Below are 20,930 nucleotides of genomic sequence, written 5' to 3'. Positions count from 1 at the left end.
CCGTGGCCGGGCCGGTCCGCTAGCGTCACGTGGTTGTGCAGACCCTGATCGACTTCGACCGTGCGCCCGTGTTCGCCATTCCGACCACCGACGGGGTCGGTGGCCTCACCGCTCGCGAGGGCATGCTCCTCGAGGGGCCGCAGGGATGGGGGGAGTTCAGCCCGCTGCCGGGCGAGCGCGCGCTGGTCCGCTGGCTCACCGCGGCGACCGAGCCGGGAACCGTCGGCTGGCCCGATCCGGTGCGTGGGCGGGTGCCGATCGCGGTCACCGTTCCCGCCGTCGAGGCCGCCCGCGCTCACCAGATCGCCGCGGCGTCCGGCTGCCGGACGGCCGCGGTCGAGGTCGGGGCGGGGGGACTGGCGCAGGACGTCGAGCGGGTGCGAGCGGTGCGCGACGGGCTCGGCGCGGGCGGTGTCATCAGGTGCGACGCCAAGGGGCGGTGGGATCCGGATACCGCGGTCACCGCGATCGCGGCCCTCGACCGGGCGGCCGGCGGGCTGGAGTTCGTCGCACAACCGTGCCGGACGGTGCAGGAGCTGGGCCAGGTCAGACGGCAGGTCGAGGTGCCCATCGCGGCCGGTGAGTCGATCCGCAACGCCGACGACCCGATGGCCCTGCGGCTCGGCGAAGCGGCTGACATCGCTGTGCTGGCCAGCGGCCCGTTGGGCGGGGCCCGGCGGGCGTTGCGGGTGGCCGAGTCGTGTGGACTGCCCTGTGTGGTCAGCTCGACGCTGGAGACGACCATCGGCCTGGCGGCCGGACTCGCGCTGGCCGGGGCATTACCCCGGTTGCCGTTCGCCTGTGAGCTGGGAACCAGGGGTTTTCTCGCCGGTGACCTGGTCGCGGATTCGCGTTCGCTGGTTCCGGTCGATGGCTACCTACCCGTGGCGCCGATGCCCCCGGCTCCGCAGCGCGAGCGACTCGAGCGCTACGCGGTCACGGACCCGGAGCGCTCGGCATGGTGGCGTGAGCGTCTGCGGAGCGCCATATCAGCATCGTGATCAGCCCCGATGCCGTTTCGGCCGGCTCACCAGGACATGCGCCCCGGAAGCCTCGGCCGAACAGATTCAAGTAGCGCACTACGCATGTGTGCGACGGGCAGGCAACTCGAGAATCGACTGCGTCAGCTACCGCTGGCGGGAAGATCCAACGGAGGATGCCATGTCGTTGTTCGCCAAGCTGTCGGAACTCCGGGCCGTAAGGACCCAGGACTCCGGTGGGACCGACGAGCTCAGTATCAGCAGAGCTGATGGATTCCAGTTCAAGGCTGTGTCGATGTGCCAGGGGGATGTGGTGGATCTGGACCGACTGCTGCCGTTCGACGGCCACCTGGAGATCGTGTTGAGGGAGGTGGACCTGCGCACCGACGAGATGCAGGACGTGGGTTCGATCTTCATCCGCTCGGACGAGTTGGGGCGGGGAGAGCTCACCCAGCAGTTCAACGGAGCGGGCGCACTGTACGACCTCACCTACAAAGTCATCTGAGGCGTCGATCGACGCGTCTGCACGTCTCAGCCCTGCACGGCCTTCGCGATCGCCACGCAGGTGGTCAACCAGTCCGCGTCGGGTTCGGGCGTCTCGGTCAGCTCCCACATCGCGTTGTGCAGCATCCGGACGATCACCCAGGCCCTGGCCCGGTCGGGATCCAGTCCGGCCGCATCGACCAGGGCCGACAACCGGCGCCGGACGCCGTCGCGAACGTACCCGGCCAATTCATCCCACCGGTTCCACAGCATCGGCGCGACCTCGTAGTGAGGGTCCCCGTTCATCGGCTTGGGATCGATCACCAGCCATGGCGCGCGGTCGCCTGCGAGGACGTTCTCGTAATGCAGGTCGCCGTGGATCAGAGTGCCGCTGACGGCGGGATCGGTGGCCAGATCTCTACCGAGCGTGATCGCCTGCTCCACCAGTCGACGCGGAACCGGCGCACCGCGGGGGAGTCGGGTCAGGTCGGCGGTACATCGTTCGGTGTGCTCGGTGAGCGACCTTAGCTGGGGCAGCGCAGGCACATGAAGCCGGCCGTAGAGTCCGGCGACGATCTCACATGCCTCGATGTCCCAGAGCTCGTTGAGGTTTCGCTGCTCCAACCGTTCCAGCAACATCACCCGGCGGTGCGGATCGGCGCGCAGCAACCGGACCGCACCGGCACCCGCCCAGCGGCGCAGCGCCAGGTGTTCGTGTTCGGACTCGTCATCGGGGAAGGCGGCCTTGAGGACTGCGGGCACCCCCTCACCGGTCTGCACCGGCAACACGATCGAGCAGTAGCCGTGAAGCGCCGGCCCGTCGGCACGCAGGTCCCATTCGTCGAACTGGGCCCGGATCAGTCTAGGCAGGCCATCGACCCACGATTGCCACTGCGGTCCCCGCGTGCCCATCGCGCGCACCGCCTCGGGCAGATCGATCATCGCCGTCAATCGTCGCACCCCGGCCCACCCGCCGGGCACCCGGTTTTGACAGACTGTGCCCCATGGCACAGATAACCTTCAAGGGAAACCCCATCAACACGGTCGGCGACCTGCCGGCAGTCGGCAGCCAGGCCCCGAGCTTCTCGGTCACCGGCACCGATCTCGGCACCGTCACCAATGACCAGTTCCAGGGCAAGTCGGTGCTGCTGAACATCTTCCCGTCGGTGGACACCGGGATTTGCGCCGCCAGCGTGCGCACCTTCAACGAACGGGCCGCTGCCGCCGGCGCCACGGTCCTGTGCGTGTCGAAGGACCTGCCGTTCGCGCTGAACCGTTTCTGCGGAGCAGAGGGCATCGAGAACGTCATCACCGCGTCGGCTTTCCGGGACACCTTCGGCGAGGATTACGGAATCACCATGGCCGACGGTCCGATGGCCGGTCTGCTGGGACGCGCCGTCGTCGTCATCGGCGCCGACGGCAACGTGGCCTACACCGAACTGGTGCCCGAGATCGTTCAGGAGCCCAACTACGACGCCGCGCTGGCTGCGCTCTGACCGTCGTTACCTTTCCTCACCGGCGCGCCTCGCGCCGGTGAGGGACCGGCAGGCGGTCAGACCGGCCACTGCTCGCGGCGATAGGCCGCATCGAAGAACATCCACTCGTATTTCGACGTGACCACGAAATGGGTTCGCGCGGCGGCTTCGTCCGCCCCGCCCAGTGTCGGTCCGAGCCGATCGGTCAGGTCGAGCACCTCGGCGACTGTCGCGGCAAAGTCCTGGCCGCCGTAGCTGTCGATCCAACGCTGATACCGCCGATCAGGCGATCCGCGTTCCAGTAGCGCCGCTCCGACCCGGGCGTAGATCCAGTAGCACGGCAGGACCGCCGCCAACCCCTCTGCGAAGGTGCCGCCGTAGGCGGTGGCCAGCAGATAACTGGTGTAGGCGCGTGTGGTCGGGGTGACCGGCGTCGCGTTCAGTGCCTCGATATCCAGCCCCAGCTCGGGGAGTAGTTCGCTGTGCAGCCCCAATTCGACATCGAAGACCTCGGCGGCGTGCCGGGAGAACATCGCGGTATCGGCCAGGGTGGGGGCCTTGGCGGCGACGATCGCCAGCGCGCGGGCATAGTCGCGCAGGTAGTGCACATCCTGCGCCACATAGTGGGCGAATGCCCCGTCGGCCAGGCTCCCGTCGGTGAGGCCGGTCAGAAACGGGTGCGCGAGAATCGCGGAGAACGTCGGCTCGATCGCGTCCCAGAGCCGGGCCGACCAGGATTGCGGTTTCGCATCGGGGTGCATGCCACCATGGTGTCAGGTGACCCGCAAACGGTGTGTACCTCCCCGGCGGGCCGTGCACCACAACGATTTTCACCACGGTGCAGGCCAAACCGGACCTGTCCCGGCCACTTTGCTCAGGACGGTCTGACTTCAGCCGGTTGCCGGTCCCGGTGACGAAGCGGCCGGCACGGGCGCAACGACCGCCGACACCGTGTGCGGTCACTGTTCGGTCACGGTACTGCATCTGATTGAGCTTGTGCCCCATGCAAATTGGGCAAACCGCTCTGCGAGCGGTACAAATGGTTGACTCGACTGACCACGACCAGCAGTCGATGTCGCCTTCTGGTGGTCGAGAGAGTTGATGTTCGATGAGACGTACCTTTGCCCTTCTGTTCGGTCTGGCATTCCTGGTCGCGGCTCCCGGACTGGCCGGCGCCGCACCGATCGAACGCCCAACCGGCAACCAGCGCTATGTCGATCTCGTGATCGCCCGCGCGATGTCGCAGCGCGGCGTTCCGTTCAGCTACGGCGGCGGTGACATCAACGGGCCGACCCGTGGTGTCGCCCGCACCCTGCCCGCTCCCGGCGTGGCCCCGGTGACCCCGTCGCTCGCAGGCGGCGGTCTGATCCCGGGTCTGTCCACGCCGGCGGTGTCGGCGCCCGTGCTGACCACCCCGGGCGTCGCGGCGGTGCCCGATCCGTCGGCGAATGTGGTCGGATTCGATGCCTCAGGGTTGATCGTCTACGCGTTCGGCGGAGCCGGGGTGAAGATGCCGCGGTCGTCCGGCGAGCAGTACAAGGTGGGGCAGAAAGTGCTGCCCGCCCAGGCGCTGCCCGGCGACCTGATCTTCTACGGACCCGAGGGCACCCAGAGCGTGGCGCTCTACCTCGGGAACAACCAGATGATCCAGGGCACCGAGCCCGCGGTCGCGGTCACCCCGGTGCGCGGTGAGGGCATGACTCCCTACCTGGTCCGCATCATCGCCTGACGCCCGAGATTTGTGCGCCCGAGGCGGCTCAACTGTCCGTAGGCTTTGAGCTGTCGACGAGGAGGGCGCACCGCACTGATGGAACAGACACCTGCGACCACACGGACCATATTTCCCGACATCAGTTCGCGGGCCTGGGAACATCCTGCTGACCGGACCGCGCTGACCGCGTTACGCCGGCTCAAGGGATTCGATCAGGTTCTCAAGGTGCTGTCGGGGATGCTGCGCGAGCGCAAGCACCGGTTGCTGTATCTGGCCAGTTCGGCGCGGGTGGGTCCGCGGCAGTTCGCCGACCTTGATGCGCTGCTCGACGACTGCGTGCGGGTGCTCGACGCTCCGGTACGTCCGGAGATGTACATCATCCAGTCGCCGGAGGTCAATGCGTACTGCATCGGCATGGAGGACCCGTTCATCGTCATCACCTCGGGTATGTACGAGTTGATGACGCATGACGAGATGCGCTTCGTCATCGGTCACGAGCTCGGTCACGCGCTCAGCGGTCACGCCGTCTACCGCACCATGCTCCATCACCTGATGCGGTTGGCGTCGTCGTTCGGTTTCGTCCCGATCGGTGGCTGGGCATTGCGCGCGATCGTCGCCGCCCTGCAGGAATGGCAACGCAAATCCGAACTTTCGGGGGACCGCGCGGGCCTGCTGTGCGGACAGGACTTCGACATGGCGATCCGGGTCGAGCTGAAGTTGGCGGCGGGCCGGCACCTGGACAAGCTCGACTCGCAGGCGTTCCTCGCACAGGCACGCGACTATGACGCGACCGGGGACATGCGCGACGGGGTGCTCAAACTGCTCAATCTGGAGATGCAGACGCACCCCTTCTCGGTGCTTCGAGCGGCGGACCTGACCAAGTGGGTCGATACCGGCGGATACGGCGCGATCATGGCCGGCAACTATCCGCTGCGGTCCGACGATGCGACGGCGAGCTGGGCTGACGATGTCAGCGCGGCGGCGCGCCATTACAAAGACGGTTTCGACCAGTCCAACGATCCGTTGATCCGGGGCATCCGGGACGGCTTGGGCGGTGTCGTCGACGGAGTAGGGCAGGCCGCGACGAGCGCGGCCGACTCGATGGGCCGCAAGATCTCCGAGTGGCGCCGCAACAACAGGCAGGGCGAGGAATAGCGGCGCCGGTGGGTAGTTGCCGTCGGATCAACGGTAAGCCCCTAGACTAGGCGCTCGTGGGCATCCTGTTTGGCTTCGCGCCGTGGATCATCTATTGGGTACTCGTCGGCAACGTGCCGTTCCTGGTCGCCGTGCTGGTGGCGCTGGCGACGGCTGTCGCGACGTTCGCGATCAGCCGGATCTCCGGGGCGCCGGGGCGCACTCTGGAGGTCGGTGCACTCGCGACCTTCATCGTGCTCACGATCCTCACCCTGGTGCTGAGCCAGGACGTCATGGAGCGCTGGATCCAGCCGCTGAGCACCGCGGGAATCTTCCTGGTCGCCTTGGTGGGCCTGCTGATCGGCAAGCCGTTCGTGCTGGAGTTCGCGGCGGCCGGCCAACCGCCCGGAGTCGTGGAAAGCGACCTGTTCCAACGGATTGTCAAGATCCTCACCTGGATCTGGGTTGGCGCATTCGCCGGCATGACGATCTCCTCGGCGATCCCGCCGATCGTGCAGGGTGACGCCACGATTTTGGATACCAAGACTCCGCTGTCGTTCATCTGCTACTGGGTCATCCCGTTCATCCTGCTGGGCCTGGCCGCGTTGGCCTCCCGCATCCTGCCCGACCGCATGACAGCCGGCATCAACGACATCGTGCGCAAGACCACATTCGTGGCGTTCTCCGAAGCCGAGATCGACCAGCTCTACTATCTGGCCCAGGAGCACGCCAACCGCGAGGTGGGGGCCGGGCAAGAGGCGTACGACGTTCGGGTCGGCGGATCGGGAACTCCGTTGGTGGGCGATGAATCCCGCCTGTCGTGGCCCTCGACGTACAAAGTGCGTGACCGCAAGCGGTGATACGCGTGGGAGGCGCGAAAGGCTGGTGTGGCTCAGCCGGTCGGCATCATCCCGAGCAGGCTGAACATCATCACCATGCCGGGCAGCAGGTTGGTCACCTGGTGCGCGATGATGCCGCCCCACAAACTTCCGGAATACAACCGGGCCAACGCAATTGGCACCGCCACCACCAGTAGCAACGGGGCCCGCTGCGGTTCCAGGTGGGCCAGGGCGAATACCAGGGTGGACACGGTCACGGCGATGACGCGCCCCCACCGCTGTTCGAGCGCTCCCCAGAGCAGGCCGCGGTACACCACCTCCTCGCAGATCGGGGCGATGACGGCCACCAGGAGCAGGACGGCAACCGCCAGGGGCCAGGTGGTCCGCACGCCCTCGTAGATGCCTCCCACGGCCGAGGTCGCGTCCGGTCCGACGATCGACTGGTAGAGCAACGCCGCCGGCAGTGTGACGAACAGTCCGCCGATGCCGAAGGCCAGACCGAGACCCACGGCGCGCCAGGACCATTGCCACCGGAAGTCGATGCGGGGACCGTTGCCCCGCCACTTCGCGATTCCTATGGCGCAGGCCGCGGCGACGAGGGTGGGCACCCCGATCGCCACCGTGATCAACCAGGCCGGCGGTGGGCCCGAGGGAGCCAACAGGCCGAAGGATGCCGAGGTGAGCAGATAGACGGCCTCGACGACGACGAAGGCACCCAGTCCCCAGCGGTGAGCGGGCCAGACCGGTGCGGTCGGCGCTTCCTGAACGGCATCCATGCGGCCAGAGGCTACTGGCCCTGGCCGAACACCGTCACTTGGTCCCGAAGATCCGGTCACCGGCATCGCCCACGCCGGGAACGATGTAGCCCTGCTCGTCGAGTTCCCGATCCAGTGCCGCGGCGTAGATCGGAACCTCCGGATGCGCCCGGTGCATCGCCTCGACGCCTTCCGGACACGTCAACAGGCAGACGAACTTGATGGAGCGGGGCTCATATTCCTTGATGCGGTCGATGGCCGCGACGGCGGAGTTACCGGTGGCCAGCATGGGATCGACGACCACCACATCCCGTTCGTGCAGGTCGCTCGGAAGCTTGCAGTAGTACTCCACGGCCACCCGGGTCTTCGGATCGCGGTACAGGCCGATATGGCCGACTCGGGCATTCGGCATCACGCTGAGCATGCCGTCCAGGATGCCGCTGCCGGCCCGCAGGATGGACACGAACACCAGTTTCTTGCCGTCGATCACGGCTCCCGTCGTGGATTCCAGCGGTGTCTCGATGTCGATCTCGTGCACCGGGATGTCGCGCAGCACCTCATAGCTCATCAGCATCGAGATCTCGTTGAGCAGCTGGCGGAATCCTTTGGTGGACACATCCTTCTGCCGCATCAGTGTCAGCTTGTGCTGGACCAGCGGATGGTCGATGACATGCAGGTTGCCCATGGTGTCCTCCTAGAAGACCGTGCCGTCGCTGATGATGGACAACGGTGGGCGGCCATCGCGCAGGCGTGCCGCGAGTGCACGCCCGGTCGCCCAGGTCCCTCCCTCCAGTACGCAGGCCAGCGGCAGTCGCGGAGCCGCCAGCTCATGGCGGACCAGCGGCGCCAGTTCGTCGAGCAGCGCGACGGTCAGTGCCCGCCATTCGACTACGATCTCGTCATCCACCGCCCAGTCCGACTGCGCGACTGCGGGATCACGTAACCGCAGTACACCGGTGTCCAGCAGGAGACCGCCGTTGCGGTACTCGGGCAGCCCGGTCAGGGCATCGAGATCGGTGACCGCGACGCCTGCCCATTCGAAAGGTTCCAGAAGCGAGTAGGTCAACCATTGGGACAGCTTGTGAAACGGCATCCATCCACGCGAGAGGCCGGGACCGGGAACCGCCTCATGCCGCCAGCAGTCACCGAGCGGTTGACCACCGATGGCATTACCCGTGAGCCACACTCCGGACAACGTGTCCAACACCGTCGAGAGCAGGTCGTGGGCCGCGACGGTCGGGCCTGTCACCGTGTCGAACAGTCCGCCGGGCCGGCCGTGCGGGCCGAATACGTCAGGGCGAGCGGCCAGTTGCGTGCCCAGGCGGCGCAGCAGCTGCACCCGGCCGGCCAGCCCGAGCAACGGATTGCCGGAGTCCACCTGGAAGGCGGCAGCCAGGCTCTCGTCGTCGAGGCGGCGCAGCGCGGCGGCATCGGCCCGCAGCGGATCGCCCGCGTCGCTGGAGAACAGCCCACCGCAGAAGGCGTGCCAACTGGCCACCCCCAGCCCTTCCGAGCGGGTCAGCGCAAGGCCGGTACCGGGTTCGAGGTAATGCCAGTCGGTTCCGGCGCCGGCGTCCAGCAACACACTCACCACCGCCAGGTCGATCATCGAGCGGGCCCGGACGTCAGCATCCACATGGGTTGTGCGCGTGGCCAATTCCGCGCGGCGGTCCCTGCCGCCGGCCTCGAAATGGCGCCACCGGCTGTGGTAGGGGATGGCGAGCGTGGGGTATCGGTTACGCGTGACGTCGGCGACCTCTACGGCGGCATGGGCCAGGGCGTCATCGTCGACCAGGAACCAGGGGGAGTCGCCGGTCCGCGCCCGCTGCAGGAGGTGTCGGGCCCGTTCGCGGATCGCGGAGGTGGTGCGCAGGGCCGCGACAGCCGCCGAGCCGTCCAGGGTTGTGGTCATGGGGTGAGCCCGCGGCCCTTGGCGATCTTGAGTTCGTCGGTGCCGGGCACCGGGCCCGGGGTGAAGTAACCGGCGGCCATCTTCGCGTCGATCTCGACCCGGGCATCGGCCGGGATCAGGTCGTCGGGGATGTTGACCCGCTCGCCGACCTCGATCCCCGAACCGGTGATCGCGTCGTATTTCATGTTGCTCATCGATACCAGGCGGTGGATCTTTCTGACCCCCAACCAGTGCAGGACATCGGGCATGAGCTCTTGGAACCGCATATCCTGCACGCCCGCCACGCATTCGGTGCGGGCGAAGTACTGGTCGGCGGTGTCGCCGCCGTGCTGGCGTTTGCGTGCGTTGTAGACCAGGAATTTGGTCACCTCACCGAGTGCGCGGCCTTCTTTGCGCGCATAGGCGACCAAACCGACCCCTCCGCGCTGCGCCCCGGCGATACATTCCTCGATGGCATGCGTGAGATAGGGCCTGCAGGTACAGATGTCGGAGCCGAAGACGTCCGACCCGTTGCACTCGTCGTGTACCCGTGCGGTCAGTTCCACCGTCGGATCAGCCAGATCGTCTGGTGCGCCGAAGATGTAGACGGTCTGCCCGCCGATCGGGGGCAGAAACACCTCGAGATCGCCACGGGTGACGAGTTCGGGGTACATGCCCCCGGTCTCCTCGAACAACACCCGGCGCAATGCGGTCTCCGTGCAGCCGAACCGGGCGGCCACCCCCGGAAGGAACCACACCGGTTCGATGGCGGCCTTCGTCACCAGTGCCGCACCGCTTTCCAGCAGCACATGGCCGTCCGGGTGCAGCCGGCCGGCAGCGATGGCCGCGGCGATCTCCGGCACGATCACGTGGGCCTTGGTCACCGCGATGGTCGGCCGGATGTCGTATCCGGCGGCCAGTTCAGCGGCGAATGCATCGGAGACCATCGCGCCCCACGGATCCAGGCTGACGATCGCCTCTGGTTGGCTCCACTGTGGATACGGCCCGACCACGTCGGTGGGCGAGGTGTTGGTCAGATCGGCACGGTGCTCCGGCGAGAGCGCGCCCGCGGCGACGGCCAATGCCCGGTAGACGCTGTACGAGCCGCTGTGTGTGCCGATGACATTGCGGTGCGCGCGTGTGGTGGTGGTGCCGATCACCGGACCGCGCTCGGCAGCGCTCGGCGCGGCCCATCGGATCGTCGGGGTACCCGCTGCCGCACTGTGGGAGGTCAACCGGATATGCCGGGCCTTCGCCGGCTCCACGGGCGCACCACCACCTGATTCGGCCACCATGTCGGTGCTCCTTCCTCCGCGCGTGCGCCCGGCTGAGACAGTCCAGTCAACCCCGATTCGGCCGGTTGTGCATGCGGTGTGCCCGTACCGTCGGTTGGGTGCGCTGGATCGTGGACGGCATGAACGTCATCGGCTCTCGGCCTGACGGTTGGTGGAAGGACCGGCGCGGTGCGATGGCCGGGTTGGTCGAGCGGCTCGAGCGTTGGGCCGCGGCCGGGGGACACCTTGTCACGGTGGTGTTCGAAGGGCCGACGACACCGCCGATCGAGTCTGCTGTCGTCGATGTGGGTAGCGCTCCCCGGGCCGCCGCGAACTCCGCCGACGACGAGATTGTGCGGCTGGTCGGGGCTTCTGCTCGCCCCGGCGAGATCACCGTCGTGACATCGGACAGCGGGCTGGCCGCGAGGGTTCGCGATGCGGGTGCGTTCGTGCAGCCTGCCGCCGGATTCCGCGATCTGATCGAGCGATTCTGATTATCCGGGCGCTGCGGTGCACTACCGTCACGACATGGTCGACGATGCGGTCAGCATCAGCGGTGTGGACCTGACCGATCCAGCGGTCTACGAGGCGGGTATGCCGTTCGAGGCATTCCGGGAACTTCGGCGCCGGGCGCCTGTCGCCTGGCATCCGTACTCGGATGGGGCGGGCTTCTTGGCACTCACCGGTTACGACGAGATCCTCGCTGTGTCCCGGGACAGCGCGACGTGGTCCTCGCAGCGGACCGGAGTGCTCTTCGACGTTCCGCTGCCGGAGAATTCGTATCAACTCGAGCTCATGATGCTGACGATGGATCCACCGCGGCACAGCGGACTCCGGACGCTTGTCAGCAAGGGTTTCACCCCGCGGCATGTCGCCCAGCTGCGGGAGCGGCTCGGTTGCCTGGCCGCCGAGATCGTCGACGGGGTACTGGACCGCGGTGAGTGCGAATTCGTGTCCGACATCGCGGGCGCATTGCCGTCGTATGTGATCGCCGAACTCCTCGGCATCTCCCACGAGGACGGTCGCCGCTTGTACCACCTCACGGAAACGATGAACTCGGAGCACGTCGGTGAAGCCACAGATACGGTGCTGCAGGCTCAGATCGAGATGTTCGAGTACGCCTCTGCGCTGGCGCAACGCAAGCGTGCCGAACCCGGCGATGACATCGCGACCGCGCTGCTCGATGCCGAGGTGGACGGCCGGCGCCTCACCGACCTCGAGTTCAACATGTTCTTCCTGTTGATGATCAATGCCGGGGGAGACACGACCCGCAACCTGGTCTCGGCGGGCACATTGGCACTGATGGAGCACCCGGACGAACTCGCTCGGCTGGTGGCCGACCCGGGGCTGCTGTCCACGGCGGTCGAGGAGATGCTCCGCTATGTCAGTCCGGTGACCGCGTTCACCCGCACGGCGACGAAAGACACCGAACTGCATGGCATTCGCATCGCCGAAGGTGATCGGGTGGCGATGTTCTTCCCGTCGGCCAACCGCGACGAGGCGCATTTTTCCGATCCTGACGGGTTCGACATCGGCCGAAACCCGAATCCGCACTTGGCTTTCGGTGGCGGCGGGACACATTTCTGCCTCGGCGCGAATCTGGCCAGGGTGGAGGCGGCGGCCATCTTCCCCGAAATCCTGCACCGGATGAGGGATCTCGAGGTCACCGGGCCGGTGCGGCGGGTGCGTTCGAATCTGATGAACGGCATCCATTCGATGCCGGTACGGTTCAGCGCGGCATGATCAGCTTGCGGGTGGGTGCGCCGGCTGCAGGCGTACCGTCTCGATCTCTTCGTCGATGATCAACTGCCGCAGGGCTTTCCGGTCGAACTTCCCGCTGGACAGGGTCGGTATCCGGTCACCGGTGGCCAGCGCCCACCGGGTCGGCACCTTGTAGGCGGACAATTGTTCCCGAGCGTAGGCGGCCAGGGCTCTCAGGTCGAGATCCGCGGTGGGTACCAGGACCGCGCAGACCTCCTCGCCGCGTCGCGGATCGTCGACGCCGACGACCACACACTGCGCTACGTCGGCAGACGCGGCGATGACGGCCTCGACTTCCAGCGGGGAGACATTGGCCCCGGCGGCCTTGATCAGATCGGTGGTGCGCCCGACATAGAACAGGCGGGGATCGCCGTCGCGCCGGTACACCTTGTCGCCGGTGTGGTACCAACCGTCGGCGTCGAAGGTGTCCGACCGTTCGCGCTTGTTGTACCCGGCCATGACCCCGATGCCGCGGACCAGGAGTTCGCCGGTCTCCCCGGATGGGACCGGGGAGCCGTGCTCGTCGACGATGGCCATGTCGGTGAAGACGAAGCCGCCTGCGGTCTCGGACATGGTGCGGTGCACCGGAAATCCGTCGGGCACATCGGTCATGGCGATGTCCAGCGGGCCGTCGCGCAGCATCGGTGCGCTGCTCAGGTCGCGGTCGGCGAACGACGGATGGTCGCGCAACCGCTGGGTGAACGCCGGCCAGCCCACGATCCCGGTGATGTGTTCCCGCTCAGCCAGGTCCAGCGCGGTTTCCGGATCCAGTTTCGGCATGACCACCAGGGTGACGGGTTCGTGCAGGGCACCGGTCACCGCGAGCAGTCCGCCGATCCAGAAGAACGGCATGGCGCACAGGATCCGGGACCGGTCCTGTGACCCGGTGACCGCCCGGATGGCGGCAGGCCAGGTCGAGGTCTGACGCACGAGCGTCCCATGGGTGTGCAGGACGCCTTTGGGATCGGCGGTGGACCCGGACGTGTGCACCATGATGGCGAGGTCGGCGGGGGAGACCTCGGCTTCGGCGGCGGCCAGGATCTCGACCGGCACCTCGTCGGCGCCCTCGTCGCATCCGCGTGACGCCCACGCCCGATCGTCGGCGCCGGTCAGCGCGATGCGGCGCAGATAGGGGGCGGCGCTCAGGGCCAGCCGGCTCGTGGAGTGTTCCGCCAGTTCGGGCAGTGCTGCCTCCAACCGTTCGGCGACATCGATGTTCAGCACCGTGCTGGGACCGATGAGCAGCCCGATGTCGGCCAGGCGCAACACCTTTGCGATCTCGGCGGGTGTGTACAGCGTGCTCAGGGGCACGGCCACCGCGCCGATCCGCGACACCGCGAGCCACCAGGTGACCCACTCGGCGCCGTTGGGGAAGAACAGGCCGACGCGACTGCCCTTGCCGACCCCTTGGTGCAGTAGCCACCGCGCCAGGCGCGCGGACCGTCGGTCGGCGTCGAGGTAGGTCAGCCGTTCGGTGGGGGTGACCAGGTAGACGGATTCACCGAACTCGGCGACACTGTTCCGTAGCAGAGCGGGGACGGTCAGCGGAGATTGCGTCACCCGCCCATCTTCTCCAATGAGTGCCGCGGCTCTGCCCGCGGTGGGTCAGTTGCTCCCGCAGGCGGCGCAGTCATCGCGTGGCGGGCGCGGATCGTGGGGGTTGTCGGGATCCGGGTCACCGAACCACCGTGACGGCTGATGCTCGACGTAGGTGTCGTGCCAGGACCACCACTCGTAAGGCTTGGTCTGCGGGTAGCCCGGCGGCGAGTCCTCCCAGCTCTCCTGACGGCCGAGCGCGGTCATGTCCAGGAGGTTCCAGGTGTTGACGAACGCCTCGTCGCCCCGGTCGTTGATGAAGTAGGTGCGGAAGACCTGGTCACCGTCACGAATGAAGGCATTGGTGCCGTGCCATTCATCGACGCCGAAGTCCACGTCGAACTCTGCGCCGGCCCGGGGGACCATGGTGTACCAGGGGTGGCTCCACCCCATACGCGCCTTGATCCGGGCGATGTCGGCCTGCGACCCGCGGGAGGCGTAGACGAATGTGGTGTCGCGGGCGTTGAGGTGGGCCAGGTTGCCGATGTGGTCGGCCATCAACGAACAGCCGACACAACCGTGCTCCGGCCAGCCGTGCACACCGGGATCGAGGAAGGCGCGGTACACGATCAGCTGCCGGCGCCCGGCGAACAGGTCGAGCAGGGTGGCCTTGCCGTCGGGTCCTTCGAACTCGTAGTCCTTGCTCACCGGCGTCCATGGCATGCGCCGGCGCAGCGCCGCGAGCCGGTCGCGTGCGCGGGTGAATTCTTTTTCCTTGACCAGCATTTCGTCGAGTGCGGCCTGCCATTCCGCTGCCGGCACGATCGGTGGATTCTTCACGGTGACTCCCGTCGTCGGTCCCTTGCGGCGCTCATCCAACGTTAAACAACTCAGTTGAATAACCTTTCTCGAGGGAACCACGACCCGCGGCTATAGTCAACAAGGTGGTTGAAGATCAAGTTCTGGACCGCGCATATTCGGCCCTGGCCGATTCGACCCGGCGGCGGCTGCTGGAGGCTCTGAGGGAAGGCGACGCCCGCATCAGCGACCTGGCCGCACCGTTGCCCATGACCTTCGCCGGCGTCTCGCGTCACATCGGGGTCCTCGAAGCCGCCGGCCTGGTGCAGCGCGAAGTCCGTGGTCGCGAGCACTGGGTGTCTCTCAGGCAGGACGGGTTGACGATGGCCCAGCAGTGGATGAGCGAGCAGACCGATTTCTGGTCGAGCCGGGCAGATGCGCTGGCCGCACGGTTACGGCGTCAGGCGGATTCCCGATGACCGACGCGCCGACGGTCCGCGTGCGACGACTGATGCCCGCGACCCCCGATGTGGTGTTCGACCAGTGGCTCGACCCGGAGTCGCTGCGGGAGTGGATGTGCCCGCGCCCGGTTCACTGCGTCGAGGTGTCGGTGGAACCCCGGGTGGGCGGGATCGTTCGGTTCGACGTCGATGATTCCGGCACGAGCGTACTGATCACCGGGCAGTTCCTGGCCATCGAGCGGCCCCGCGTGCTGCGCTTCACCTGGAGCAACTCGAACTGGATCGACCCGACCGTGGTCAGCATCGTCAACGTCGAATTCGAGCCGGCCGGCGACGGGCAGACGATGATGTCGATCGAGCATTCCCTTTTGCCGCCAGAGGAATTCGACAGTTTCCACAGCGGATGGATCCTCACGTTCGAGCAGCTGGCAACCCTCCTCGAGGGAGCCGCGACCTAGACTGCGGTCATGGACAGCGGCACCCAGGTTCAATACGAGGCCCCGGCGGGCCTGCTTCGCATCGAGGACTGCCTCGACGAGGCCGGCGGCATCGTGCTGCCTCCGGGGACGACCCTGATATCGCTCATCGACCGCAACATCGCTCATGTCGGCGATCTGGTCGCCTACCGCTACCTGGACCACAGCCACGCCGAGGACGAGGTCGTCGAGCTGACCTGGACGCAGCTGGGCGTGCGGCTCCGTGCCGTCTCTGCGCGGCTGCAGCAGGTCGCCGCGCGCGGTGACCGCGTCGCCGTCCTCGCGCCACAGGGTCTCGACTATGTCGTCGGCTTCTTCGCGGCGATCAAGGCCGGGAACATCGCGGTGCCGCTGTTCGCGCCGGAACTGCAGGGCCACGCCGAACGACTCGAGACCGCGCTGCTCGATTCCCGACCGACCACAGTGCTCACCACCGCCGCAGCCGATGCCGCGGTGCAGGAGTTCCTGGCGAAGATGCCGGAGTCCGTGCGCCCCCGGGTCGAGCTCATCGACAAGGTGCCCGGTTCCGAGGGGGACGGTTTCACCCCGATCCCGGTCGATCCCGACGACATCTCCCACCTTCAGTACACCTCGGGGTCGACGCGTCCGCCGGTCGGAGTGGAGATCACCCATCGTGCGGTCGGCACCAACCTGCTGCAGATGATCCTGTCCATCGATCTGCTGAACCGAAACACCCACGGCCTCAGCTGGTTACCGCTCTATCACGATATGGGCCTGTCCATGATCGGGTTTCCCGCTGTGTATGGCGGGCACTCGACACTGATGTCGCCGACGGCGTTCATCCGTCGCCCCCAGCGGTGGGTCCAGGCGATGTCGGACGCCTCGAAGCACGGCCGCGTCATCACGGCCGCACCGAATTTCGCCTACGAGTGGACCGCACAGCGCGGCGTGCCCGCAGCGGGGGAGGACATCGATCTGAGCAATGTGGTGCTCATCATCGGTTCCGAGCCGGTGGTCCCCGAGGTGATGACGGCGTTCAACGAGGTGTTCGCGCCGTACGGCCTGCCGCCGACCGCGTTCAAACCGTCGTACGGCATCGCCGAGGCGACGCTGCTGATCTCGACAATCGCTCCGGCCGAACAGGCGTCAGTGGTGTACTTCGACCGCGAGCAACTCGCCGTCGGGCGAGCGGTCCGCGTCGACGCGCACGCCGAGGGCGCCGTCGCGCATGTGTCGTGTGGCCATCCGGCCCGCAGCTTGTGGGCGGTGATCGTCGACGCCGCGACTGCCGACGTGCTCTCCGAGGAAGTACCCGATGGCGAGGTCGGGGAGATCTGGTTGCACGGCAACAACATCGGTCGGGGCTATTGGGGCCGCCCCGGGGAGACGCGCAAGACATTCGGGGTCTCGCTGCACTCGCGCCTTGGCTCGGGCAGTCACGCCGAGGGGCTCCCCGAAAACGTCACCTGGCTGCGCACCGGCGATCTCGGGGTGTATTTCGAAGGGCAGTTCTATGTGACCGGGCGGATGGCCGACCTGGTGCGGATCGACGGTCGCAGCCACTACCCACAGGACATCGAGGCCACGGTGGCGGACGCCTCGCCGCTGGTCCGGCGCGGCTACGTCACGGCATTCGCCGTGGCGGCCCCCGGGCCCGCTGCCGACGGTGACGGCGCCGGGCTGGTGGTGATCGCCGAACGCGCGGCAGGCACCAACCGCGCCGACCCCCAGGAGGCGGTCGAGGCCATCCGCGCCGCGGTGGCAGACCGGCACGGACTGACAGTGGCGGATCTGCGGTTCCTTCCGGCGGGTGCGATCCCGCGGACCACCAGCGGCAAGCTGGCCCGGGTGGCCTGTCGCGGTGAGTATCTGGAGGGCACATTGGGCGTGCGGTGACCACCCGCCGCAGGCATGCTGCTGGGTATGAGCAGAGACGAGATCACCGCCGCGATCGTGGAAGCCCGCCTGACGAAGGGCCTGACCTGGCAGCAGTTGGCCGATGCCATCGACAAGCCCGTGGTGTGGACGGTGTCTGCGCTGCTGGGGCAGCATCCGGTCCCGGTCGAGTCCGGCAAGATCATCGTGGAACTGCTCGGATTGGACGAGTCGGCGATTCCGGTGCTGGCGGCCGTGCCGATGCGCGGTGGACTGCCGACGGCTGTGCCCACCGATCCCACCATCTACCGTTTCTACGAGGCGCTCCAGGTCTACGGCGGCGCGCTCAAGGAACTCATCCACGAACAGTTCGGTGACGGCATCATGAGCGCCATCAACTTCAGCATCGACGTGCAGCGCAAATCGCACCCTGCCGGTGACCGGGTGGTGGTGACGTTCGACGGCAAGTTCCTGCCTTACGACTGGACTGCCGCGGAAGAGTAGTGCGCGCTGCTAGCTTGCAGACGTGAGCCAGTTCTCGGACTCGTGGTCGGCGTTACGTGCGGCGGTGGCCGACCTGCAGCCGGAGGACTTCGAGCAGCCCTCCGGCTGTGCCGGCTGGTTGGTTCGAGACCTGGTGTGCCACCTCATCATTGATGCCCAGGATGTGTTGATCACGCTGGCCACCCCGGCCGATGCCCAAGCCACCCGCAACGTGCTGACCTATTGGGAGGTGACGGACACGCCTCCGACCGGTGAGGATCCGCTGGATGCGTTGACCGTCCGGTTGGCCGCCGCATACGAGGATCCGGACCTGCTCACGTTCCATCTGGACGACGTGGGTTCGGCTGCCGGACGGGCGGCCGCTCTCGCCGACCCGGGCCTGCTGGTGAGCACGAAGGAACAGGTCCTCACCGTCGGCGACTACCTCGACGCCTACGTACTCGAATGGACGTTGCACCACCTCGATCTCGTCGCGCATCTGCCGGCCGTGGCCGGACCGCCCGTCGCGGGGCTGGCCCGATCACGAGTGATGCTCTGCGATATCGCGGGTATCCATTTCCCGGCAGGATTCTCGGACAGCGACGTTCTGCTGGTGGGGACGGGCCGGCGGGCACCGACCGATACGGAGAAGGCCGGTCTCGGCGAGACGGCCGCGCAGCTCCCGTTCATCCTCGGCTGAGACCCGCCCCTGGCCAAGTGGGCTGTCAACGGTCGATGATGGCCTGGTACACCCACGGCGAGGGTAAGGATCTCCATGTCTACACATCGAGCTGTTCACGTCCAGTCTTCAGGCGGTGCCCTGGAACTTGTTGACGCCCAAACGCTCTCACCGGATCGAGGGCAGGTCCGGGTAGCTGTGGCGGCATGCGGGGTCTGCGGCACCGATCAGGCCATCGTCAACGGCGGGTTCCCGGGCATGGCCTGGCCGGTGACTCCCGGCCACGAGATCGCGGGCACCATTGCCGAAGTCGGCGCGGGCGTCACCGATTTCGCGGTTGGAGACCGCGTCGCGATCGGCTGGTTCGGCGGTCACTGCGGGGTCTGCATCCAGTGCCGTAAGGGTCTGTTCATTCATTGTGAGAAGGGGCAGATTCCGAGCCTGCACTACCCGGGCGGCTATGCGGAATCGGTGACGGTGCCGGCCAACGCGCTCGCCCGGATCCCCGACGAACTCTCCTTCGCCGAGGCCGCCCCGATGGGGTGTGCGGGGGTGACCACGTACAACGCGCTGCGCCACACCCGCGCACTTCCGGGTGACCTGGTCGCGGTGCTCGGTGTCGGCGGCCTGGGACACCTCGGTCTGCAGTTCGCCCACGCCATGGGCTTCGAGACGGTCGCGATCGCCCGTGGCCGCGGCAAGGAGGCGGACGCACGATCGCTGGGGGCCAGGCACTACATCGACTCGACCGCCGGGGACGTCAGCGCCGCGCTGCGCGACCTGGGCGGAGCGGCGGTGGTGCTGGCCACGGTGGGCAACTCGCAGGCGATGGCCGACACCGTGGGCGGGCTCGCGCCACGTGGCGAACTGGTGGCGATCGGCGTGACGGCGGACCCGTTGCCGATCAGCCCCGTGCAACTGATCCAGCCTGCGCTGAGCATCTCCGGGCATCCCTCGGGGACCGCTCGCGACGTCGAGGAAACGATGCATTTCGCGGTGCTGTCGGGGGTCCGGGCCCTGATCGAAGAGCGCCCGCTCGACGAAGCGGCAGAGGCCTATGCCGCGATGGAGCACGGGCAGGCCCGTTACCGCATGGTCTTGACGATCTGATCGGTCGACGTCCTGGCCGGTCGTCGTCGAATCGGGTTATCTCGCCCCACTCGTCACAGTGAACGGGTAGCGTCGGGGCTTCGTTTGCTGGACGACGAATCGGTGGGGGCCGGGGATGACATGGAAGTGGATCACGACGGGTGCCGGGGGGATCTTCTCCGGTAGGTCACGTGGCGTTGCCCGAAAGTTCGCCCGTGATACCTACTCTGCGCCAGTGCTTTTCACGCCGGGACGTCTCAGAGCGCTGGTATCCGCCGCACTTGTCGTGCTCTCGTGGTTCACGGCCGCGCCGGCGTCGGCGGTACCCGTACCGTCGGCGCAGATCGACTACGGCGGCACGATGCGTACGTATCGGCTCCATCTACCTGCCGGAGGCCCGCCCTCCGGGCTGGTCGTCAACCTGCATGCCGCCGGTGCGACCGGAGCCGACCAGGCGGCGCTCACCCATTACGACGCGGTGGCAGACGCCTATGGGTTCGCCGTGGTGCACCCCGACGGCATCGATTACAGCTGGGCTGACGGCCGCGGCGCCTCGGTGCCGGACCGTCAAGGGGTCGACGATGTCGGGTTCATCGCGACCCTCGTCGATCGTCTGGTGGCCGAGAACGGCATCCCGAGAGGACGCGTGTATGCCACGGGCCTGTCGGCGGGCGGGTTCATGGCCAACCGGCTGGCGTGTGATCGCGCCGACCTGTTCGCCGCGATCGCCCCGGTCGCCGGCACGCTCGGGACGAATGTGGGCTGCAATCCGTCGAGGCCTGTTTCGGTGCTCGCCACATATGGGACGGCCGACCCCGTCGTGCCGTTCGACGGGGGACCGATGACGGGGCGTGGCGGAGGGAGCACCGTGGTGTCCGGGCCGGCGATGGTGGACCGGTGGCGCCAGATCAACGGCTGCCCGGCTCCGTCTGACGAGGCGCTGCCCAGCACCGGGGACGGTACCGAAACCCACCGCATCGCCTCCGACGGGTGTGCCGCGGGAACTTCGGTGGTGTTCATGCGGGTCGACGGCGGCGGGCACACCTGGCCGGGCGTACCCGAGATCCTTCCCGTGCAGTCCGTCGGAGCGGCCAGCCGGGCCTTCGACGCCTCGGATGCTTCCGCGCAGTTCTTCGCCTCACACGGCAGATAGGCCCGCCGCCGAATCGCGTAGTCGGCTACGCGTGTCCGGGTCGCGCCGGGCCGATACGTTCTGCGAGTGCGGACACGTGAAAGCCCTTGTGTCCGCATCGGAACGGAGGAGTCGAT

Annotated in this window: 23 protein-coding genes; 15 read left to right on the top strand and 8 right to left on the bottom strand. The window is 67.4% G+C overall.

Annotated elements, in window-relative coordinates:
- Nucleotides 1–35 precede the first annotated feature (35 nt).
- The gene (locus EH231_RS31540) at nucleotides 36–1,001 is read left to right on the top strand and encodes an o-succinylbenzoate synthase (RefSeq protein WP_124714439.1); all 966 of its coding nucleotides are present in this window, start codon (nucleotides 36–38) and stop codon (nucleotides 999–1,001) included.
- 160 nt (nucleotides 1,002–1,161) lie between these two features.
- Nucleotides 1,162–1,485, top strand: a complete 324-nt coding sequence (locus tag EH231_RS31535; protein WP_090434729.1) for a hypothetical protein — start codon at nucleotides 1,162–1,164, stop codon at nucleotides 1,483–1,485.
- A 26-nt stretch (nucleotides 1,486–1,511) separates the two neighbouring features.
- Here the strand turns inward: EH231_RS31535 and EH231_RS31530 are convergent, their stop codons facing one another.
- Nucleotides 1,512–2,405 (bottom strand): aminoglycoside phosphotransferase family protein, encoded by an 894-nt coding sequence (locus tag EH231_RS31530; protein WP_124714012.1) that lies wholly within the window; start codon nucleotides 2,403–2,405, stop codon nucleotides 1,512–1,514.
- Between the two features lie 62 nt (nucleotides 2,406–2,467).
- Between EH231_RS31530 and tpx the strand changes: the two genes are divergently transcribed.
- On the top strand, nucleotides 2,468–2,959 hold the full coding sequence (tpx, locus tag EH231_RS31525) for a thiol peroxidase (protein WP_124714011.1): 492 nt from the start codon (nucleotides 2,468–2,470) through the stop codon (nucleotides 2,957–2,959).
- A 56-nt stretch (nucleotides 2,960–3,015) separates the two neighbouring features.
- Here the strand turns inward: tpx and tenA are convergent, their stop codons facing one another.
- On the bottom strand, nucleotides 3,016–3,699 hold the full coding sequence (gene tenA / locus EH231_RS31520) for a thiaminase II (RefSeq protein ID WP_124714010.1): 684 nt from the start codon (nucleotides 3,697–3,699) through the stop codon (nucleotides 3,016–3,018).
- A gap of 347 nt (nucleotides 3,700–4,046) precedes the next feature.
- Here tenA and ripD point away from each other — a divergent pair, with 347 nt between their 5' ends.
- From ripD to EH231_RS31505, 3 genes are all read left to right on the top strand, one after another.
- The gene (gene ripD / locus EH231_RS31515) at nucleotides 4,047–4,667 is read left to right on the top strand and encodes an NlpC/P60 family peptidoglycan-binding protein RipD (RefSeq protein ID WP_090434717.1); all 621 of its coding nucleotides are present in this window, start codon (nucleotides 4,047–4,049) and stop codon (nucleotides 4,665–4,667) included.
- 78 nt (nucleotides 4,668–4,745) lie between these two features.
- Nucleotides 4,746–5,804, top strand: coding sequence for a M48 family metallopeptidase (locus EH231_RS31510; RefSeq protein ID WP_124714009.1), 1,059 nt, complete (start codon nucleotides 4,746–4,748; stop codon nucleotides 5,802–5,804).
- 56 nt (nucleotides 5,805–5,860) lie between these two features.
- Nucleotides 5,861–6,643, top strand: a complete 783-nt coding sequence (locus tag EH231_RS31505; RefSeq protein ID WP_090434711.1) for a hypothetical protein — start codon at nucleotides 5,861–5,863, stop codon at nucleotides 6,641–6,643.
- 32 nt (nucleotides 6,644–6,675) lie between these two features.
- On the opposite strand, the gene EH231_RS31500 is transcribed toward EH231_RS31505, so the two are convergent.
- The 4 genes from EH231_RS31500 to EH231_RS31485 are packed head-to-tail and all read right to left on the bottom strand — an operon-like array spanning nucleotide 6,676 to nucleotide 10,563.
- The gene (locus EH231_RS31500) at nucleotides 6,676–7,398 is read right to left on the bottom strand and encodes a CPBP family intramembrane glutamic endopeptidase (protein ID WP_124714008.1); all 723 of its coding nucleotides are present in this window, start codon (nucleotides 7,396–7,398) and stop codon (nucleotides 6,676–6,678) included.
- 34 nt (nucleotides 7,399–7,432) lie between these two features.
- On the bottom strand, nucleotides 7,433–8,062 hold the full coding sequence (gene upp / locus EH231_RS31495; RefSeq protein ID WP_090434705.1) for a uracil phosphoribosyltransferase: 630 nt from the start codon (nucleotides 8,060–8,062) through the stop codon (nucleotides 7,433–7,435).
- A 9-nt stretch (nucleotides 8,063–8,071) separates the two neighbouring features.
- Nucleotides 8,072–9,289: a URC4/urg3 family protein gene (locus EH231_RS31490; RefSeq protein ID WP_090434702.1), complete on the bottom strand. Its 1,218-nt coding sequence runs from the start codon at nucleotides 9,287–9,289 to the stop codon at nucleotides 8,072–8,074.
- Nucleotides 9,286–10,563 (bottom strand): GTP cyclohydrolase II, encoded by a 1,278-nt coding sequence (locus EH231_RS31485; protein ID WP_124714007.1) that lies wholly within the window; start codon nucleotides 10,561–10,563, stop codon nucleotides 9,286–9,288. The genes EH231_RS31490 and EH231_RS31485 overlap by 4 nt, the downstream gene beginning before the upstream one ends.
- Before the next feature lie 98 nt (nucleotides 10,564–10,661).
- Between EH231_RS31485 and EH231_RS31480 the strand changes: the two genes are divergently transcribed.
- Nucleotides 10,662–11,036, top strand: coding sequence for an NYN domain-containing protein (locus tag EH231_RS31480; protein ID WP_164481100.1), 375 nt, complete (start codon nucleotides 10,662–10,664; stop codon nucleotides 11,034–11,036).
- A gap of 64 nt (nucleotides 11,037–11,100) precedes the next feature.
- Nucleotides 11,101–12,285, top strand: a complete 1,185-nt coding sequence (locus tag EH231_RS31475) for a cytochrome P450 (protein WP_170856511.1) — start codon at nucleotides 11,101–11,103, stop codon at nucleotides 12,283–12,285.
- Here EH231_RS31475 and EH231_RS31470 read toward each other — a convergent pair whose 3' ends face one another.
- Both EH231_RS31470 and EH231_RS31465 read right to left on the bottom strand, forming a co-directional pair.
- Entirely contained in the window at nucleotides 12,286–13,863 is a 1,578-nt protein-coding gene (locus EH231_RS31470) for a class I adenylate-forming enzyme family protein (RefSeq protein ID WP_090434696.1), read from the bottom strand.
- Nucleotides 13,864–13,908: 45 nt separating this feature from the next.
- Nucleotides 13,909–14,679, bottom strand: coding sequence for a DUF899 domain-containing protein (locus EH231_RS31465; RefSeq protein WP_090434693.1), 771 nt, complete (start codon nucleotides 14,677–14,679; stop codon nucleotides 13,909–13,911).
- 104 nt (nucleotides 14,680–14,783) lie between these two features.
- On the opposite strand from EH231_RS31465, the gene EH231_RS31460 reads away from it, so the two are divergent.
- The 7 genes from EH231_RS31460 to EH231_RS31430 all read left to right on the top strand — a co-directional run bounded on the left by EH231_RS31460 (nucleotide 14,784) and on the right by EH231_RS31430 (nucleotide 20,814).
- On the top strand, nucleotides 14,784–15,116 hold the full coding sequence (locus EH231_RS31460) for an ArsR/SmtB family transcription factor (protein WP_090434690.1): 333 nt from the start codon (nucleotides 14,784–14,786) through the stop codon (nucleotides 15,114–15,116).
- Nucleotides 15,113–15,556 carry an SRPBCC family protein gene (locus tag EH231_RS31455; RefSeq protein ID WP_090434688.1) on the top strand — a complete coding sequence of 148 codons (444 nt, stop codon included), beginning with the start codon at nucleotides 15,113–15,115 and terminating at the stop codon, nucleotides 15,554–15,556. The genes EH231_RS31460 and EH231_RS31455 overlap by 4 nt, the downstream gene beginning before the upstream one ends.
- A 9-nt stretch (nucleotides 15,557–15,565) precedes the next feature.
- A complete protein-coding gene (locus tag EH231_RS31450; protein WP_090434684.1) occupies nucleotides 15,566–17,431 on the top strand; it encodes a fatty acyl-AMP ligase in 1,866 nt (621 codons plus the stop codon).
- 27 nt (nucleotides 17,432–17,458) lie between these two features.
- Nucleotides 17,459–17,914: a cyanase gene (gene cynS / locus EH231_RS31445; protein ID WP_090434846.1), complete on the top strand. Its 456-nt coding sequence runs from the start codon at nucleotides 17,459–17,461 to the stop codon at nucleotides 17,912–17,914.
- Nucleotides 17,915–17,936: 22 nt separating this feature from the next.
- Complete coding sequence (locus tag EH231_RS31440; protein ID WP_090434681.1) at nucleotides 17,937–18,593, top strand: maleylpyruvate isomerase N-terminal domain-containing protein; 657 nt, start codon at nucleotides 17,937–17,939, stop codon at nucleotides 18,591–18,593.
- A 75-nt stretch (nucleotides 18,594–18,668) separates the two neighbouring features.
- Nucleotides 18,669–19,682, top strand: a complete 1,014-nt coding sequence (locus EH231_RS31435; RefSeq protein WP_090434677.1) for an alcohol dehydrogenase catalytic domain-containing protein — start codon at nucleotides 18,669–18,671, stop codon at nucleotides 19,680–19,682.
- Between the two features lie 214 nt (nucleotides 19,683–19,896).
- Nucleotides 19,897–20,814, top strand: a complete 918-nt coding sequence (locus EH231_RS31430; protein ID WP_164481099.1) for an extracellular catalytic domain type 1 short-chain-length polyhydroxyalkanoate depolymerase — start codon at nucleotides 19,897–19,899, stop codon at nucleotides 20,812–20,814.
- Nucleotides 20,815–20,930: the final 116 nt, after the last annotated feature.

The organism is Mycolicibacterium nivoides (assembly GCF_003855255.1).
Lineage (GTDB): Bacteria > Actinomycetota > Actinomycetes > Mycobacteriales > Mycobacteriaceae > Mycobacterium > Mycobacterium nivoides.
The sequence above is the reverse complement of the archived record's forward strand: the minus strand, read 5'-3'. Positions and strand labels throughout refer to the sequence as shown.

Bases quoted from the DNA above. Each gene is read 5' to 3' on its own strand.
- EH231_RS31535 (WP_090434729.1), top strand. From the start codon at position 1,162: ATGTCGTTGTTCGCCAAGCTGTCGGAACTCCGGGCCGTAAGGACCCAG.
- EH231_RS31530 (WP_124714012.1), bottom strand. From the start codon at position 2,405: ATGATCGATCTGCCCGAGGCGGTGCGCGCGATGGGCACGCGGGGACCG.
- tpx (WP_124714011.1), top strand. From the start codon at position 2,468: ATGGCACAGATAACCTTCAAGGGAAACCCCATCAACACGGTCGGCGAC.
- tenA (WP_124714010.1), bottom strand. From the start codon at position 3,699: ATGCACCCCGATGCGAAACCGCAATCCTGGTCGGCCCGGCTCTGGGAC.
- ripD (WP_090434717.1), top strand. From the start codon at position 4,047: ATGAGACGTACCTTTGCCCTTCTGTTCGGTCTGGCATTCCTGGTCGCG.
- EH231_RS31510 (WP_124714009.1), top strand. From the start codon at position 4,746: ATGGAACAGACACCTGCGACCACACGGACCATATTTCCCGACATCAGT.
- EH231_RS31500 (WP_124714008.1), bottom strand. From the start codon at position 7,398: ATGGATGCCGTTCAGGAAGCGCCGACCGCACCGGTCTGGCCCGCTCAC.
- upp (WP_090434705.1), bottom strand. From the start codon at position 8,062: ATGGGCAACCTGCATGTCATCGACCATCCGCTGGTCCAGCACAAGCTG.
- EH231_RS31490 (WP_090434702.1), bottom strand. From the start codon at position 9,289: ATGACCACAACCCTGGACGGCTCGGCGGCTGTCGCGGCCCTGCGCACC.
- EH231_RS31485 (WP_124714007.1), bottom strand. From the start codon at position 10,563: ATGGTGGCCGAATCAGGTGGTGGTGCGCCCGTGGAGCCGGCGAAGGCC.
- EH231_RS31455 (WP_090434688.1), top strand. From the start codon at position 15,113: ATGACCGACGCGCCGACGGTCCGCGTGCGACGACTGATGCCCGCGACC.
- EH231_RS31450 (WP_090434684.1), top strand. From the start codon at position 15,566: ATGGACAGCGGCACCCAGGTTCAATACGAGGCCCCGGCGGGCCTGCTT.
- cynS (WP_090434846.1), top strand. From the start codon at position 17,459: ATGAGCAGAGACGAGATCACCGCCGCGATCGTGGAAGCCCGCCTGACG.
- EH231_RS31435 (WP_090434677.1), top strand. From the start codon at position 18,669: ATGTCTACACATCGAGCTGTTCACGTCCAGTCTTCAGGCGGTGCCCTG.